At 53.0% G+C, this 16,013-nt stretch carries 9 protein-coding genes and 1 tRNA gene; 3 read left to right on the top strand and 7 right to left on the bottom strand.

The window, feature by feature from the left end; genetic code table 11:
• Window positions 1-8: 8 nt before the first annotated feature.
• Entirely contained in the window at window positions 9-1,730 is a 1,722-nt protein-coding gene (locus Pla22_RS25165) for a DUF4886 domain-containing protein (protein WP_165440540.1), read from the bottom strand.
• A 626-nt stretch (window positions 1,731-2,356) separates the two neighbouring features.
• Here Pla22_RS25165 and Pla22_RS06225 point away from each other — a divergent pair.
• Window positions 2,357-3,724, top strand: coding sequence for a carboxypeptidase-like regulatory domain-containing protein (locus tag Pla22_RS06225; protein WP_146513844.1), 1,368 nt, complete (start codon window positions 2,357-2,359; stop codon window positions 3,722-3,724).
• Window positions 3,725-3,800: 76 nt separating this feature from the next.
• Here Pla22_RS06225 and Pla22_RS06220 read toward each other — a convergent pair whose 3' ends face one another.
• Window positions 3,801-5,474: an apiosidase-like domain-containing protein gene (locus Pla22_RS06220; protein WP_146513843.1), complete on the bottom strand. Its 1,674-nt coding sequence runs from the start codon at window positions 5,472-5,474 to the stop codon at window positions 3,801-3,803.
• Between the two features lie 516 nt (window positions 5,475-5,990).
• Window positions 5,991-6,064: transfer RNA gene (locus tag Pla22_RS06215), tRNA-Arg, on the bottom strand.
• A 161-nt stretch (window positions 6,065-6,225) separates the two neighbouring features.
• Here Pla22_RS06215 and Pla22_RS06210 point away from each other — a divergent pair.
• A complete protein-coding gene (locus tag Pla22_RS06210; protein WP_146513842.1) occupies window positions 6,226-7,953 on the top strand; it encodes a hypothetical protein in 1,728 nt (575 codons plus the stop codon).
• A gap of 43 nt (window positions 7,954-7,996) precedes the next feature.
• Here Pla22_RS06210 and Pla22_RS06205 read toward each other — a convergent pair whose 3' ends face one another.
• A complete protein-coding gene (locus tag Pla22_RS06205; RefSeq protein ID WP_146513841.1) occupies window positions 7,997-9,475 on the bottom strand; it encodes a cellulase family glycosylhydrolase in 1,479 nt (492 codons plus the stop codon).
• Window positions 9,476-9,611: 136 nt separating this feature from the next.
• Between Pla22_RS06205 and Pla22_RS06200 the strand changes: the two genes are divergently transcribed.
• Window positions 9,612-10,220 carry a lysophospholipid acyltransferase family protein gene (locus Pla22_RS06200; RefSeq protein ID WP_146513840.1) on the top strand — a complete coding sequence of 203 codons (609 nt, stop codon included), beginning with the start codon at window positions 9,612-9,614 and terminating at the stop codon, window positions 10,218-10,220.
• Between the two features lie 87 nt (window positions 10,221-10,307).
• Here the strand turns inward: Pla22_RS06200 and Pla22_RS06195 are convergent, their stop codons facing one another.
• The 3 genes from Pla22_RS06195 to Pla22_RS06185 all read right to left on the bottom strand — a co-directional run bounded on the left by Pla22_RS06195 (window position 10,308) and on the right by Pla22_RS06185 (window position 15,814).
• Window positions 10,308-11,738 carry a DUF389 domain-containing protein gene (locus Pla22_RS06195; protein WP_146513839.1) on the bottom strand — a complete coding sequence of 477 codons (1,431 nt, stop codon included), beginning with the start codon at window positions 11,736-11,738 and terminating at the stop codon, window positions 10,308-10,310.
• Between the two features lie 161 nt (window positions 11,739-11,899).
• On the bottom strand, window positions 11,900-12,232 hold the full coding sequence (locus Pla22_RS06190) for a hypothetical protein (protein WP_146513838.1): 333 nt from the start codon (window positions 12,230-12,232) through the stop codon (window positions 11,900-11,902).
• 192 nt (window positions 12,233-12,424) lie between these two features.
• Window positions 12,425-15,814 carry a PVC-type heme-binding CxxCH protein gene (locus Pla22_RS06185; RefSeq protein ID WP_242631831.1) on the bottom strand — a complete coding sequence of 1,130 codons (3,390 nt, stop codon included), beginning with the start codon at window positions 15,812-15,814 and terminating at the stop codon, window positions 12,425-12,427.
• Window positions 15,815-16,013: the final 199 nt, after the last annotated feature.

The raw sequence follows: 16,013 nt of genomic DNA, 5'->3' as shown, positions 1-16,013 counted from the left end.
AGATCAAGTCATCGCACCTGATCTGGCTCTGGTGAACGAGTGCGAGATACAGAGTGAGCGACTTCTCGTAGAAACTCGCGGTCGGCTTCTTTGACGGCATGAGGCGCGTAAGTGATTTCACGCGCGTCGTTCCCCGTTAACGACTCGTACCACACCAACCCAGCTAAATAGCATCCCGCTTCGTTCGCGTGCTTGAAATCGAGCTTCAACTTTGGTTCTCGGTCGTCAGCAACGTCCCAGTACCAGCCCGCCACCAATGAGTTAGTTTGGTCGGGACGTTGAGGGTGAACAGGATTGTCGAAGTCATAGTTCGGGTCGGGCACAACGACTTGACGCCCCGGTGACGTGCGAACTTCATGGAATGCCGATCCTACTGGGATAATCGCTGCATCGAACTGTTTCGCGACGCTTTCGTAAGCTTGCAAAATTCCTGCGTGCATTTCATCCTGACTCATTCCCCATTGCTTTAGCAGTGGCGAATCAGGTCGGTAGGCCCAGGTTTGATGGATCAGAATTTTAGCGTTGGGGGCAAGTTCCCGAATGATCTCCACCAGTTGATCGATATGGGGATGAAAGGTTTCTGGCTTGAAACTCAGTGCACTCATTTGCTGAACGGTTACATAATCCCATTGATCAGCAACGAGATAGTCTTGCAGACTCAACTTTCGACGTTCTCCCGCCTTCGAAAATGGGTACGGCTTGTTATCCGGATCCGTGGCAGACTGCTTAGCCAATTTTGCGTGTTTTTCAAGCGTACAACCGCCAAGATTCGCGGTGCCGATTACTAGTTCGACGCCTCCATCCGCCGCGATATTTTTCAAATACTTACAAGCGTTCTCGGCGAAACTGTTTCCAATGGTCAGCACGCGAACGGTTCGCATGGAATCATGATGAGCCTTCTCGCCACGAAGCCGCTCTGCAAGAAACGCAATCATCGTGTCGGCTGAGCGATCGTAATAGTGACCGAGATTGTGTTGGGTGTCTTTGAGCGTCACAACCTTGTGCGGAATGGTTAATGAACTAAGCACCTTGTTCAGAGGTGAAAAACCTTCGGGATGATCTTGATCGCCGTTGATGGTCAGTAACGCAAAATTGTTCTTCTTTAGACTGGATGCACTCGACTTTGCAGCGGGTAACAACGGACTGTCTTCGCCCTTGCCTTGGCGAGAGAGCGCCCCACCCCAACTTCCTGCTGCACAAAAAAGTTCAGGGTGAAGTAAAGACAACCGGACTGAACCCGCTCCTCCCATCGAAAAGCCTGCCAACACTCGACCGGATGCCTCCGCCTTGGTCGCGTACTCACGATCGATCATCGGAATCAACTCGTCGATGATCATCGATTCCACCTCTCCGCGATAACCACTCATTCCGCCATTGGGGAACACACAGATTGCTTCCGGAAACTTGCCTTTGCGGATACTGCTGGCAATACGAGATGAAAAACCACCGGAATCCGAGGCTTCTGTCCCGCCTGCACCATGCAGAAAGTACACCACGGGATAACGTCTGGATCCGCGGTCCGAATAGCTCGCGGGAGTCCAAACCGCGTAGCCCACATCATGCCCGAGCGACTTACTGTCCAACACTTTGTGCTCTAGCCCTTCCATGTCAGTAATCTGTGGGTTCACCCAACTGATCGCACGTTTTTCACGTTGAGCCGAGACCGTGGGCGCTGACCAAGAAAGAGTCACCGTAGTGAGAAGAAGAAGCAAAACGCGGAGAGATCGCATGGCGAGATTCAGATAAAGAGGAAGGAGGATGTGGTACCAACTCGGTGATTCCAAGATGACAGAATCCACCAGCCAGTAGCGAACGCAAAGACCGCTCTGGCCCCGCGAAGGCCGACCTATTCTATCACAAGCCTACGCGGTGCTCTTGGATCGACTAAACGCCACTCGAACGAAGTTGCGTCATCCAAGGAAAGAGTTCAAGCGATTGTTAACACTGGCCCCTACGACATCGACGCAACCACTTAGGCAGAAAGACCAAGAAGCTATTGATCTCATCGCGGGTTCGACCACGCGGTACCGGGAACCCGGTCGCAGCGCAGATCACAACGCAGATCGCAGCGCAGATCACAGCGCAGAACTGCATCCGTCTTTTCTCGTGCCCGTTAGTATTCGACTGTGCACCGGAGTTTTCCATAAACCTGAATCGCAAGAGATACCGAGTATCTAATCCTGGTTTGTCAATTGCTCACGAAATAAGGAATGACGATTTGGCGTCTCTATATTCCAGCGAGATTTCCGATATCCTGGAAAAGGTTTCCAGTCGATGGGAATGACTGGATCGACCAGCATGTATTCTCTTTGATTAGCAAGACTAGACTTAGATCCGCGCAACCGAACAGACGACCATGTGCAAGAACACGTTTTCGAAAATCGGCAATTTCCACTGGGCTATTACCGCAGGACTTTTCCTCAAACTTGCCATAGGAATGATGTTTCTGTCTCGGTTTGACTGCCTAGCATTCGCCGACGAAATCCACTTCAAAAATGGGAAAATAGTCAACGGAGAGGTCACTCAATATCAGAACGGGACAATCACGATTGTCCAAGACAATGGAAAGACAATCTCGGGAAGCATTGCCGTTATTCGCTCAATCAATTTCGAGACTTCGACAAAGACGAACGACAAACCCTTACCTGCATCAAAGTCGTCAAATGATCTCGACGATTCCCAAGGTTCGGTCGCCGACAAACGTCTCATCGCAAGAGCGATTGAAAACGTTAGCGCGCGTGAATCAAAATCCGATTCGGACTCGGCAGTAGTTGGATTAGTCGTTCGAGCCGCCGGAGCTTCCGGCCCCGTCGAAGTTACCTACCGCTGCTATCAAGGCGGCGGGTACAGCGGCATTCGCCGATTCAATACGCAGGCACCTTGGGCAACGATTGAGCAAAATGCATCGCGAAACGCTGGAGTTCGGAAGATCGTTCTCGATGCTGGACCGCGGTACGAAAAGGTGAGCATCGACGTGGTATTGGTCCCCGGCCAACCTACCAATCTCGGCGTCATCCCCATGAAAGCCGTTAAGCAAGATCGGAAATTCATGGTCCATGGGAAAGTAGTGGACCTGGATAACAATGCTATGTCGAAGTGCCCGGTTTCCATGGGCCGCCTATCGACAACAACTGATTCGAACGGGAACTATACATTCAAGAATGTCCGCATCGGCGAATACGAGTTGGTGGCATCAGCTAATAAGCACGGCAGCGTTCCTCACAAATTGTTGATCGACAACAACAGCCCCGAAAAAGTAGAGCAAACGATCTACGTCTTTCGGCCTAAAACTATCTCATTCAGATACGTGATAAGCGATCTCAATAATGATTCGTTTGGCGCGCAGAGTTCTCAGCCGGGTGAGTTTTCCATCAACTTTGAACGTCAATATGCATTTTGGCGAGACACCGTTTCTGTTAGCAATGATCACATGCAATCGTTCATTAGTGACACGTTGCTTCGATTGCATGTTAAAGATGGAGAAATTTATCTGAGCAATGGACGGGGTCCCATTGCATTCACGAGCCTTGAAACCAATACGAACTTCGACGCGATTGATGCAGCCGGCGAACCGCCAGCGATGGCTCATCGGCACCCCCGCATATCCAAGGGAAGCGTAATCATCATTCGTGGATTTCGTGGAGACACTGATCGACAATCGGGCTACAACACATCGCCCTATTGCGTCAAATTAGAAGTGTCGGACATTCAAGACACGAAGTAATTTACGCATACTCAACTGATAACCACTGCCGATTTTGAGATAAGGTCAAGCTGCATCCACTTGTGGTTAAGTGTGTCTATTCCGACGCGAACACCAGCACCCGTGGTTGATCAGGAGAAAAACTTTTGGCTTGCGAGGACGGTTTGTCTTCCAACTTTCCACGCCCCACAACTTCACCGGTCTGCGGGTCATAAACTCGGTACGTCCGCGGCACTTCTTGCGAAATAATCGCAGTATCTCCGCCGTTGGGGAGATACAAAACAAAAAGCTTCCCGGGCACCAACAGCCCACGTCTTCCGTAGGTGCAAACCCAATCAGGCTGCATGCCAGCGAAGTCCAATCCGTTGAAAATCTTTGCCGCGATGCCGGGGTACTTTCCTCCGTCAAAGTCGAGTGCCTCACGCCAACCTGCCCCCGGTGCGGTACACCAATCGGCATGATCGGGCTCGTCAGCGTGAAGCCGCCATTGCCATAAACTACCAGCTCCGTAAACGACTCCCATCGTTCCTCCGGCCGTTAGGTTGCACCATGCCTCGTGCCCTTGCCACCAACCTGATCCATTTCCAGTTCGTCCGATGTTTTCATAAGTGGGTTCACCGTTGGCGACTGCTTTGATGGGCAGGTTACGCCACATGTCGGCCACACGTTCGGGCACGTGTTCACCGTTATGTCCTGTCTGGCACCACTGAAAATCCAACCACGCTTTGTCTTGGTGGGTGCGGTTAAGTGCGTGCGGTGAATAGTGAATCCCCGTCGGCTGACCGTAGGCGTCCCACTGCTGAATCATTCGACCAGCCGCATCGAGTTGTTCGATGATCGACGGGTCAACGGCTGGTCCATCACCCCCAACTAACCAAATCGCTGGTCTCGCACCGTATCGAGCAACGAGGTATCGGCAATATCGGGAGTAGTCGTCAGCACTCACCGTGTTGCCCGCCGTCCCTCCTCCCTTCCATCCATATCCATGAAAGACGGGTTGATAAACCGGCGCGATCCCGTGAGCCGTCAATACATCCACCAACCGATCGAACATTTGAAAGTACTCGGGGTTCAGTTTTTCAAGTTTCCCCTCTGGAAGATCCTCAAAGCCAACATCGAACCCGCCGTCTTCGGTTCGCGAGCGAGGCCCTGTGACACGTTGATCGGGTTGGACAGTCATCAACAACGCAGCGTTGTAACCCTTGTCGCGACGATCCTTCGCATAGGTTTGCACTTGATCGACGGTTGCTCGCCATGGCAATGCCCAAGCTGTATCCGCACACATCAAACGAGCCGTTCCATCGGCGTGAACGAGATTGCGTCCGCCTTCGGGGATCTTCCAAAAACCATGCTTCGTGAACACGGTTGGCTCATCGGATGAAGCTAAGACCGCTTCAAACTTCCCCGACTTTCCGTGAAGCCCAGGATCACCATCACGATCCGAGGTGGTCCAAGTCCATGTCCCGGTGGGTTGGGTTGAGGCAAATCGAACTCGGAAGGTCTGACCACCATCCCAGAACATCGGGCGACGAATCGTCTGGCCACGTTCATGAGCAAAATCGACCCAGGCGTCGACGTCGGTATAGGGACTAGCCGTTTCGCGTTCTGCCTTGAAAGCGATTTCAATCTCCTGCCACTGCGGAGCCTGACTCACAACGTCCTGGGCAACAGCAACGTTGCCTGGTTCCGTCAACAAGGACGCCACCACCGTGCTCGCCACCGTCAAAACAAGCCCAAGGCAAACGTCCTTTGTCCAGGAAAATTGAAACATGCGAATCTCTCCACCGAGCTGTGATAGTTAAGAAGTGTGATGATTGATTGAGGCTTCAAGCAAGCCACGCCCCTTCATACCAAAAAGACCAACGAGAAGCCTAACACGCAATAAAAGACCAGTCCCACCGCTACCGATGCTCTACATCGTATTCGGTTCAAATCCCTTAGGGATGAGGTTCCAGGTCGCGAAGAGCCCCGGAAAACCTGCAGTGGAGCGACTTCACCGTCACCTAAACCACTCGCGAAGCTTGGGTCCGGTGAAGGCAGAGACGAACGATGTGGTGATTGTCAGCTACTTTGCGTCCCGAGACACCCATCGCTCGCAATCAAAAATCCTTGCCACCCGTGGGACTATGTAACCCTGTACCGTCCAAATGAAAACCAGGGATTTGGAAACCGCACCGAATCTTACAAAACGCTCGTAAAACAAAGCCGAGCGATCGGCCAGCAGGACCAAAAGAAAATTTCAAAGAGCAATCTGACCACCAAGAGCCAGTCCGACGCTTCAAAAGAGTACACCCGGCAGGATTCGAACCTGCAACCCTCGGTTCCGAAGACCGATGCGCTATCCAATTGTGCCACGGGTGCATTTGCGAGGAACTGGGTCGCCCCTAAGAGGCGTCTCCTCGCGAGAAGATTAGTTTAATGGTTTTCTGGTTGAGTTCTAGTGGCTTCGTGATGTGTTTAGCTTAAGAGCCGTCTTCGCTAAGGCTGCTGGACGATTCGCCTTCAATCTAACGGAAATTTCAATGGGTTCTGTCAATCTTGTCCCCCAATCTCGACGTCTTTTTGCGGCCCTCCTCGGTCTGCTTCTAGCCTCGATGGGGTTCCAAGCCTACGCGATCGAACCAGGGCGACTTTGGTTTTACGCACCCGTCAACTTCTTAGTCGAAAAAGAAGTTGACCGGCTTGAGACGCTAATCCAACGAGCCGCCAAGGCCGGTTACAACGGGGCCGTGATCACGGATCACAAGTTTGGCAATTTTGAAGATCGGCCAAAGCGTTTTTTCGAAGGTATGCAGCGAATCCGCCGAGCCGCTGCCCAAGCCGATGTCGAGCTTATTCCCTGCGTGATGCCAGTGGGGTACTCCAATCCAATTTTGCAAAATGACCCCAACTTGGCTGCGGGCTTGCCGGTGAAGAATTGTCGCTTCCTTGTGCGTAATGGCGAAGCGACTGCTATATCAGAGAACTTGATCCCCTCAGGCGACTTCGAACAGGCTGGCAAGAATGCTCCCGAAGGATGGGACTGGATCGACGGATGGAACGTTTCGAGCTCGCTTGATTCATCAGATCCCAAACGGGGCAAGTCCTGCTTGAAACTGACCAACTTCCGAGAAGGTCAAGACGCTGGCAACGCTCGACTGATGAAAAAGGTCACGGTAAGGCCGTATCACGCTTACCAGTTCTCATTTTGGTCGAAGGCCTCGGGGTTAGATGCTGATCTGGTTCAATTCATGCCAATGGGCGATGGCAAACGTATCAGCTATTCGGAATTCGTGACGCCTTCGGACCAACCCTGGACTAAGCACACCATCTTGTTCAACAGCTTTGAACACACCGAACTGACCCTTTACCTAGGCGTTTGGTCCGGGAACAAGGGAACGCTGTGGCTCGACGATGCTCGACTAGAAGTCGCCGCAGGGGTGAACTTGCTTCGACGCGACGGATGTCCCATCGCTGTTCGATCAGCAGCTTCGGGAAAGTTGTACCAAGAAGGCAAAGACTTCCAACGATGGGAAGATCCTAAGTTGGGCAGAGTTCCGTATATCGGTGAGTACGACGACGATCACGAAGCGCCGCCCTTGGTGCTGACCAAGAACTCGAGAATTAAGGAAAACGAACCTTTGTGGGTGTCGTTTCATCACGCGGTTCTCATCCACCGCGGGCAAGTGGGATGCTCACTTGTCGCCGAGAAGCTTTACGATCTTTATCAATCGCAACTCAATGTGATCGACCAGAAATGGTCACCAAAAACACTCTTTCTGCAACACGATGAAATCCGCGTGGCGGGTCATGATCAATTCGCCAAGGGAAGAACCTCTGGCGAATTGCTTCGCGATAACATTCGTCGCTGCATCGATCTCGTCGACAAGTCTTCCGCTCGCAAAGGCACGGCACCGAAGAACATCGTCGTATGGTCCGACATGTTCGATCCCAATCACAACGCTGTCGATCAGTACTACCTCACCGCCAAAACGATGAAGGGATCCTGGGAGGGGCTCAATCCGTCCGTCACCGTGATGAACTGGAACAACAATAAATCGAAAGAGGCACTGGAATGGTTTACGGGCCGCTCACATTCCCAGATCATCTCGGCCTACTACGATGGCGACGTAAAATCGAATTTTGACCGTTGGTGTCAGGCGATCAGTGATAAAGATGACATCCGGGGTTGGATGTACACGACTTGGGAAAAGAACTACGACGACCTGGAAACCTTCGCTACGCTCGTGAAGCAACACGAAGGTCGTTGAACGGCACTGTTGTCATCTCGGACGATAGTCACTTTGGAGATAGTCACTTCGACTTGCGAATATCAATCGCGATCGCGTCGTCGAAGGAAGGCAACTCGATGGTAAGTGCGTCCTGCTTCGTTTGAAGGGAAATCGGTTCTGATCGTTGGCCAGAATCAGGATTCAGAAAACTCACTTGCCAATTTCCCTGGGGCACGCGGACCACAACCGAAGCTGGCGAGCGTCCCTCGGCATAGATCGCGAATTGCGAACGCCCATCGCCAAGTGTTTGCGTGTTGACCGCGTATTGCTGCTGGACTGCTTGAGGCATCGGACGCAGCGACACAAGGTCGAAACTGTGAACGAATTCGCTGAGAGTGCGAAGTTGCGATCGCAATTCAGGGCTGGCCGCACCGGGGGCTTTGTTGTCGGAATCATCACCGTCTTCGTGTCCCACCGAAAACGAATAGTCCAAGTGGTTGAATAGTCCGCCGCCCGCCATCACGAATCGCCATGCCTGCTGCAGATAAACATCGGGATCGCTGCCTGCAAACCCTGTTTCGTCGTAGCCAATCACGCGTCCCTTTCCGCGGTTCCACTGAACGGCCTCGGCAGTGGCATAGTGAAAATTCAACAATGATGCCTGAGGAACCAAGTCATCGGGCCCAACGGACAATCGAGTGTTGCAAATGTTCTGGGCGATCAGGTGCTTCTTGGGTAGCGTTTTTTCCGTTTCGGTAATACGGTCGGCAATCATGCGTTGCCATTGGATCGAAGTTGGTTGGGTGAGTTCGATCACATTGGGAAAACGGTTTCGATCGACCCACGCCGCCATGAGTTTTTCACCCATCACGTGGTTGTCAGACCATGGCTCGTTTTGGATTTCAAAGAACAAATTGTTGTGGTGGTTAAGCTCTTGAACCAGATGAGCAACCCAATTGGATTGCAAGTCTTGGGCGATCTTGGGAGCTTTATCTGTTTGCAAATCTTGATAACGTTCAACTGAGTATTCGTGGACGTTGTTGCTAGGATTGAACGGGTGAATGGCCCACTGTTTGTCAGAATAGATCGATGTAAAAAATGTCAATTCAACCACGATGCCGAGTTCGTCAGCTAGTGAGACAAACTTGTTGAGTCGCTGTAGGTACCGAGGGTTGTACTTGCTGAGGTCGTAGCGACCAGATCCGTCTTTTCCTTCAAGTTCAAACGGTGAAAGGAAGCGATCGGGCTGGGGAGCCAGATTGTTGCGTAGAATCCCAAAGGCCCCTGGTGGTTCGAGGTAGCTTCCCGCAAAGATTCGGGTGTAGTTCATCCCATCTCGATTGAGGGATCGAAGGTACCGCTCGTAGTCAAAATCGAGATTGATGACCGCGCCGTAATGTTCAGCGGCGGTGATCAGTGCCGTGCCGCGACCCTGGTGCAAAAACCAACATGAGTTGCTAGGGTGGACCTGGATTGGTTCATCGGCGAGAACGCTCGAGCAGGCGTAATTCCCCGCCCAGAGTAGCAAAGCGAGGACAAGTAAACGCGATGAAGCTAGCATGAGGTGTTCTAGGTCTTGAGGTTTTCGGACTGAGGTATCAAGCGGCAAATGACTGGTGCGGCGACTGCATTTTACGTTGGCGATTATCGAACGGTTGTCACCTGTCACCAGAGTACCGACTTACTAGACTATTCGCATGACGCTCACCAGCCATGCGATTGTGTTATTGGCCAAGCTATTCAGTGGATTTACAGTTCGCTGGGTGGATTGCCAGCCGGACACCTGTCAACGCATTTACTTTGCCAACCATACTAGCCACCTCGACGCCGTCGTGTTGTGGTCTTCCCTGCCGCGCGAATTGCGAGCGGTGACGCGCCCAGTCGCGGCAAAGGACTATTGGTCCCAGGGCTGGCTGAAGCCTCATTTGGCCAAGAGTTTCAACGCTTTGCTGGTCGATCGTAAAGAGATCAAAGTCCACAAAAGCCCGATCGACATCATGCTGCATCAGATGGGCGATGTTTATTCGTTGATCATGTTCCCCGAGGGTGGCCGATCAGCCAACGAGGATGAGATGGGCGACTTCAAGAGTGGGTTGTTTTATATGGCCAAGAAACGCCCCGACTTAGAGCTCGTTCCTGTTTACATTGACAATGTGAATCGAATTCTTCCCCGCGGTGAAGTGTTGCCCGTGCCGCTGCTTTCGTGCATCACCATTGGTCCGCCCATCTTCTTGGAAGCGGGGGAACCGAAGAATTTATTTCTCGCGCGAGCCAGATCCGCCGTGCTAAGACTTAAGGAAAAGTAGTCCGGGCACCTCGTACTAACGTGGCGGTTGTCCGTGAGCGTGGGTGTTATCAGTGAACGTCGATCTTGTCTGTGAACGTGGATGTTGTCAGTGAACGATGAACGCCAGCACGAAGCAGGCCAGTATCGAAATCAACACAAACATACGTAGTCCCCAGCGATCTCTGCGAAGGACACTCGGATCACTCTGCAATCCACGCAAATACAGCACGAACGACGATCCAACCATGATGGTTAGCACGTTGATCGTGACCAGTAGTATCGGTCCAACAATCGGAGTGCCACGATCGGTCGCTTCAAAGAAACCGCCCGCAAGTTGCAATCCTGCCGTCGACAATGGCGGCACCAGTGCCGCCGCAATCGCGGCACCGGCCAGGGCTGACGATAAGTGACTTCGCGTTCTTGCATACGACGCCGCGATGCCGCCAACCAACCCCACGCAAAAATCCAGCGGCGACGGATTGCACCGAGCCCACATTTCAGGGGTGATCTCGATGTCGCGCATCGTCCGTACCAGAAGCCCAAAGATGAAACTGGACGCCAAGGCTCCCACAAAACCAATCGTGATCGCAATCAGCGAATTACGAAATAGCGGACGGTTACCGTGAGTGAGTGCCATTCCCGCACCCAAGATCGGTGTCATCAGAGGAGCGACCAACATGGCACCAATGATGACGGCAGCGGAGTCTTGCAGCAGCCCGAAGGCCGCCAACATCGCTGCCGCACTGATCAAACCGAGGAACTCGAAACTCGGTTGTGAGCCCTCTTGAAGCGATTCTGAAAGCTCTATGCGTTGCTCGCGATCCATCGGTTTGGCAACAACCGACGCGATACCTCGGAACCGCGAAGCCACTTGTTCCAGCCAAGTTTCACCAGGATGGTATAGCAGGATCGACGCGTGACTTGCCTGCCGAAACAAAGCTAAGCGAGCTGCCGACTGTTGCTTATCAAGAGAAGGTGACCAGTCCAAACATAGTAGGTCACCCGGATCGCATCGTTTTTGATAAGCGCCGATCACGATGTCTGAGATCGAACGATCATCCGACACCGCCAAATCCGATGGTTCGATCAAATTGTGTTCGGGACTGACGCCTAAGAGTCGAGAAACGAAGGATGGCGTCGTGATCAGACTCGCAGCATCAAGACCGAACACTTGCTTTGATGATGTAGGCGGGTCACCATGAATTCGAAACCAGACCACCGCATTCGCTGACTTGCGGAAGATCTCTTGTTGTTTGTCATCTTGGTCGCCATCGGAAACCAAGACGACGGTGTGGTCACGGTTCTTGCGAGTGATCTCGATGATTGCCGAAGTGTTCTCTTCAATCGGATCGACGGAACCGATGAATTTGCACTTATCGGCTACTTCGCGCGCGTAAGCTAAGAGCGATGTACGATCCGTTCCGAGCACGTATACCAGCGCGGGTCTACGGTTCGAATCCTGCTCGCAGATCTTTTCGATCCAAGGCAGGCCAGCCTGCAACTCCGATTGGGAATCCACTAGAAAAAGGACGCTCACCTAGCATGACTCCCCAACAACACTGAACCATGACAGGCAACGTTCACTATCATGCGCAGCCGATTCTAACCGCTTGGGATTCCACGTGGGACATGACGGACAATGTCACCGCGTGCCCCTAGACCTGGATGCCCCTAGACATGGATGCCCCTAGACATGGATCAAGCGAGCGCTGGTTGGTCCGTGTAAAGTTCCAAGATCTGGCTTTGCACCTTCACTGCTCGAAGCAGCACCCAAAGTTGGTCAGGCGAAAATTCGAGCGGGCCGGCCGAACACATGTGATCAAGCTCATCGGCAACCGCCGCGTGCTGGTCTGAAGCGGCGTTGATTCGGAAGCTGGCGTTTCGCCATGCCGAGACAAGCTTTGCTTGGTCGTGAAATTGTTCAGTGTCACCGTATTGGGACAGGATCATTAGTGACAGTCTCGCAACATCGACGGGTGCGAGCCCCGGATCGAGTGCTTCAAGCTGCTCGGCAAGTTGGTGGCAAGTCATCACGGTCCTCTTCTTTTCCCCCACGTGAAAAGTAGAAACAGCGGCGTGTCTGGTGAACGAACTACTGAACAGTAGGTTACAAAACACGGCTTAGCATACTGTGACGACAAGTTTTTGCTGTCTTGCCCACTGTGGACGTCAAAGCGAGCACTTAATTCGCTTGACAGTCCCCATAGTTGGCAGTTTGGCGATTTATTCGGTATCCGTCGCGGCCCGAGAATCGACCTGCAAACTCGCCAAATAAGCGACCAGATCTCGCAATTCACGAGCCGTCATGTACTTGGTCAAATCCGATGGCATGGACGAATTCCCTTTCTTTCGAGCCACAATCTCGTCGGTGTAGATGCGGACTTCACTTCCATCGCTTTGGATCAACGTGACTGCCTCATCGTCCTCTGTTTTGACGATCCCAGTGAACACTTGGCCGGAATCATTCGCAATCACGGCAGTCTCGAAACCTTCAGCAATCTTGGCATCGGGAATCGCAATAGCCTCGAGCAAATAGCGACGATCCTTGGCTTTCCCGATGACCGTCAAATTCGGACCAACCTCGCCTCCGGCGCGATCAACTTTGTGGCATCGCACGCAAGAGAGTTCTGTTTTCCCAGTGAACAACGCCCCGCCTTTAGCAGGATCGCCACCTTGCAGCGATGCCAGCCAAGGAGCTAGAGGATCCGATTGAGCGAGTTGTTCTTGGTGACTCGACAGTGCTTGCTGCAAAGGACCGGCAATGCGATCCTTGGCCGCTTCGAGCACATTGAGATGAACATCGGCGGAAAGCTTACCGTCGAGGTAGTGCTGAACTCCTTGGGCGATCTTGGCATCGGCCGCGGGATCGCTGACGGTGGCCAAGATATCCCAACCAAGTCCGCTCACTTGTCCATCCCGGCTATCAGCCGCTTCGATGAACACCTTTAGAGATCCCACACGGTCATGCTTAGCCAAGACTTTCAACGCGGCCAGCACAAGTTCACTCGACGGCAAAAGCTTGACGCCACGAGCTAGCTCAACGGCTTTCGCGGAATCAAGTTTGGCTAACGCATCGAGTGCGTTAGCACGTTCGCTAGCTTGGCCATCCTTATCGGAAACGCGAGCCACCAAAGAAGGCGCAATCTTCTTTATCCCCAGAGAAGCGGCGACACTGATCGTCTTTTCACGAATGGTGTTCTTCGCCGTCATCAAGGAATTGATATGAGGTTCCAGTCCCTTGGCGGCTTCATCTTCCAAGCGAGTTGACAATGGGCGATAGCTGTTCAAGACTCGATCGCGAGGATCCGGTTCGTACCAATTCGCCAGACTGTCGAGAGCTTCGATTCGCATGGCTTCTGGAGCAGCGACATTGGCGGCGTAGCGACCGAGTGCATCGGCGCCGGATTGCTTTCCTAGTCGATAGTTAGCATTGATCACTCGACGGATTAACTCGGGATCCGACATCGGCTTGTCGATCAATGCGGCCAGTGACGGCATCACGATTGGCAAGGGAAGATCGTGAATGGCACGAGCGGCTTCCAACACGACAAGCGACTCAGAATCATCAAGGAACTTTGCGATCAAGTCGCTCTTCGTCCGCCGTAGCGCGACCACGGCAGCACGACGCACTGATGGATTCGGGTGAGCGGCAAGACTAGCAACCTTGTCAGCGGAAACCGCAGACGCCAAATACATAACCCCAGCATGGCGAAGCACAGGGTCTTGGTTATTGGCGACTTCGAGTTGCTTGACGACAAGGTCATACGCCGAGTCGCTCTTCAACTTTGCGAGCGCCATTATCGCTGAGTAAACCACTCGAGGCGTGCCATCGGCCATCAAAGTCGCGATTGCTGGGGCAAGCTCTACCGTCCCGTAGTTCCCCAACAACTTGGCAACCGCAGCGCGAAGCACGGGATCGTTGTCTTTCAAGATCGGTACAAGCGATGTTGCAACGGCGGATCGAGCGTTCGAATCTTTTCGAGCGATTTGCCCGGCGCCCCATACTGCGTGTAGCCTCCCTAAGCCGCCGGCCGAGGAATCACTGGCTAGCTTCAAAAAGGAATCAAGATCACCGCGTAAAGCGAGTTGCCATTGGGCTTCCAAGCGAACACGTCGATCGACATGCGAAAGAAGATCAACCAAGGCTGTGTTAGCCATCGCCGACCAATCGCTGCCGAGCAATTCACGAACCTCTTCGACAATTGGAGTATCCGCTTCCTTGGGGTCGCAAACTCGATACATCCGTCCTTTCCCGAGTCCTTCCCAACCATCGACCCAATCACTGACATAGAGGGCACCATCGGGGCCAAACGCAACGTCAGTTGCCAGAACGGTCCAGATTGGATCGGAATCTTCAGCAACCTTGTAGTAAGCACCATCTGCTTCGAGCCGGAATGATCGAATGCCGCTGTTGGCTGGTCCACCGCGGAAGTCACAAATCAGGAACTGATCCTTTAACTGATCGCCGAAGCCGGTTCCTGGATAATAAGCCAAACCGCTCGGACCGTCCGTGAAGTTGGCAATTGGTGGAACGATGTAAGCGGGTTGCTCGGTGTGCAGCGGCTCCCAAATGCGTTCTCGATTAAACGGACCGCGATCGGCAAGGTACTGATAGTGCATCCGCCATCCCGAATCGCCACCTTCAAGAACTTGGATGATGCGAGCTTGGTCGCCACTGTCGCTGTTGTTATCGACCGAGAACAAATCGCCTTGGTCATTGAAGGCGAGTTCCTGCGGATTCCGCATACCGGTAGCGACGACTTCCAGGTTGGTCCCGTCAAGTTCACAGCGGAACACAGCACCCGATTCAGAGTTCGCGAGAACGCGACCGTCTTTAGTCGTGATGTGATACCCGCGATCGCCAATCGAAAAGTAAAGCATACCATCTGGCCCGATGACCAAGCCGTGCAAGTCGTGTCCTCGGAAAGCCACGCGAACGCCATAGCCGTCCGACAAAACAATTCGTTCGTCAGCGATTCCATCGTCGTCTTTGTCAACGAGCTTCCACAGCTTGGGAATATTCGTGTAGTAGATGTCACTGCCGCGAGCGAGCACGCTGGCTCCCGTGCCTTCTTCGATGCGATTGAATCCGGAGGCCAAGATCGTGCTTTGATCGACTCGCCCATCGCCATCGGTGTCGACCAAGCGGCGGACTCGGTCATCATGTTGAGCGTAGGTGATCGCCGCATCGCCGAGCAATCGCTTGTGATAGTCGATTCGGTCCTGGACCGTTTGAGACGCCAAGTCAGCGAGCAGCCACTGTTCGTCGTGAGCTCGGTTGTCCGTCACGCCGCGGCTTTGGCGAAACGATTCGCAAACGTAGAACACGCCACGATTGTCGATATCGAAGGCAACAATATTCGCAACATCCGGTTCGGCAGCCACCAAACTAATTTCCCAGCCGTCGCGAATCTTGATCCCGCTTAAACCGTCTTCAGCTTCGCTGCTTGCTTCGGCAATCGCAGGCTCGAGCGCCTCAGGCTGCTCGAAATCTGCAGCCCAAACCGCATGCGAAACGAATCCCAAGGACGCGAGTGAGACGATGCAGGCGAACATCCGAAGCAGATATCCGTGTGGTTGGATCCAGAGACGTTGGGTTTCAGATGAAGGCATTCACTCTTTCCGGGGATTGGCAGTGTTTTCAAGAACTTTCATGACTTTGCGACGATCGAGATACCGGGGGCAGGGAAGGGCACTCGTTCATTCGACGCACCACCCCGTGGCAAACTTCGCCGATCGTGATCACCAAGGAAAATCGACAGGGTGGGAGAGGGTCAAATCGTTTGACGCGGAGAATATCTAGCACTCGCAA

It is taken from the genome of Rubripirellula amarantea (assembly GCF_007859865.1).
Taxonomy (GTDB): domain Bacteria; phylum Planctomycetota; class Planctomycetia; order Pirellulales; family Pirellulaceae; genus Rubripirellula; species Rubripirellula amarantea.
Note: the sequence above shows the minus strand (reverse complement) of the source record. Positions and strands in the feature narration are given on the sequence as shown.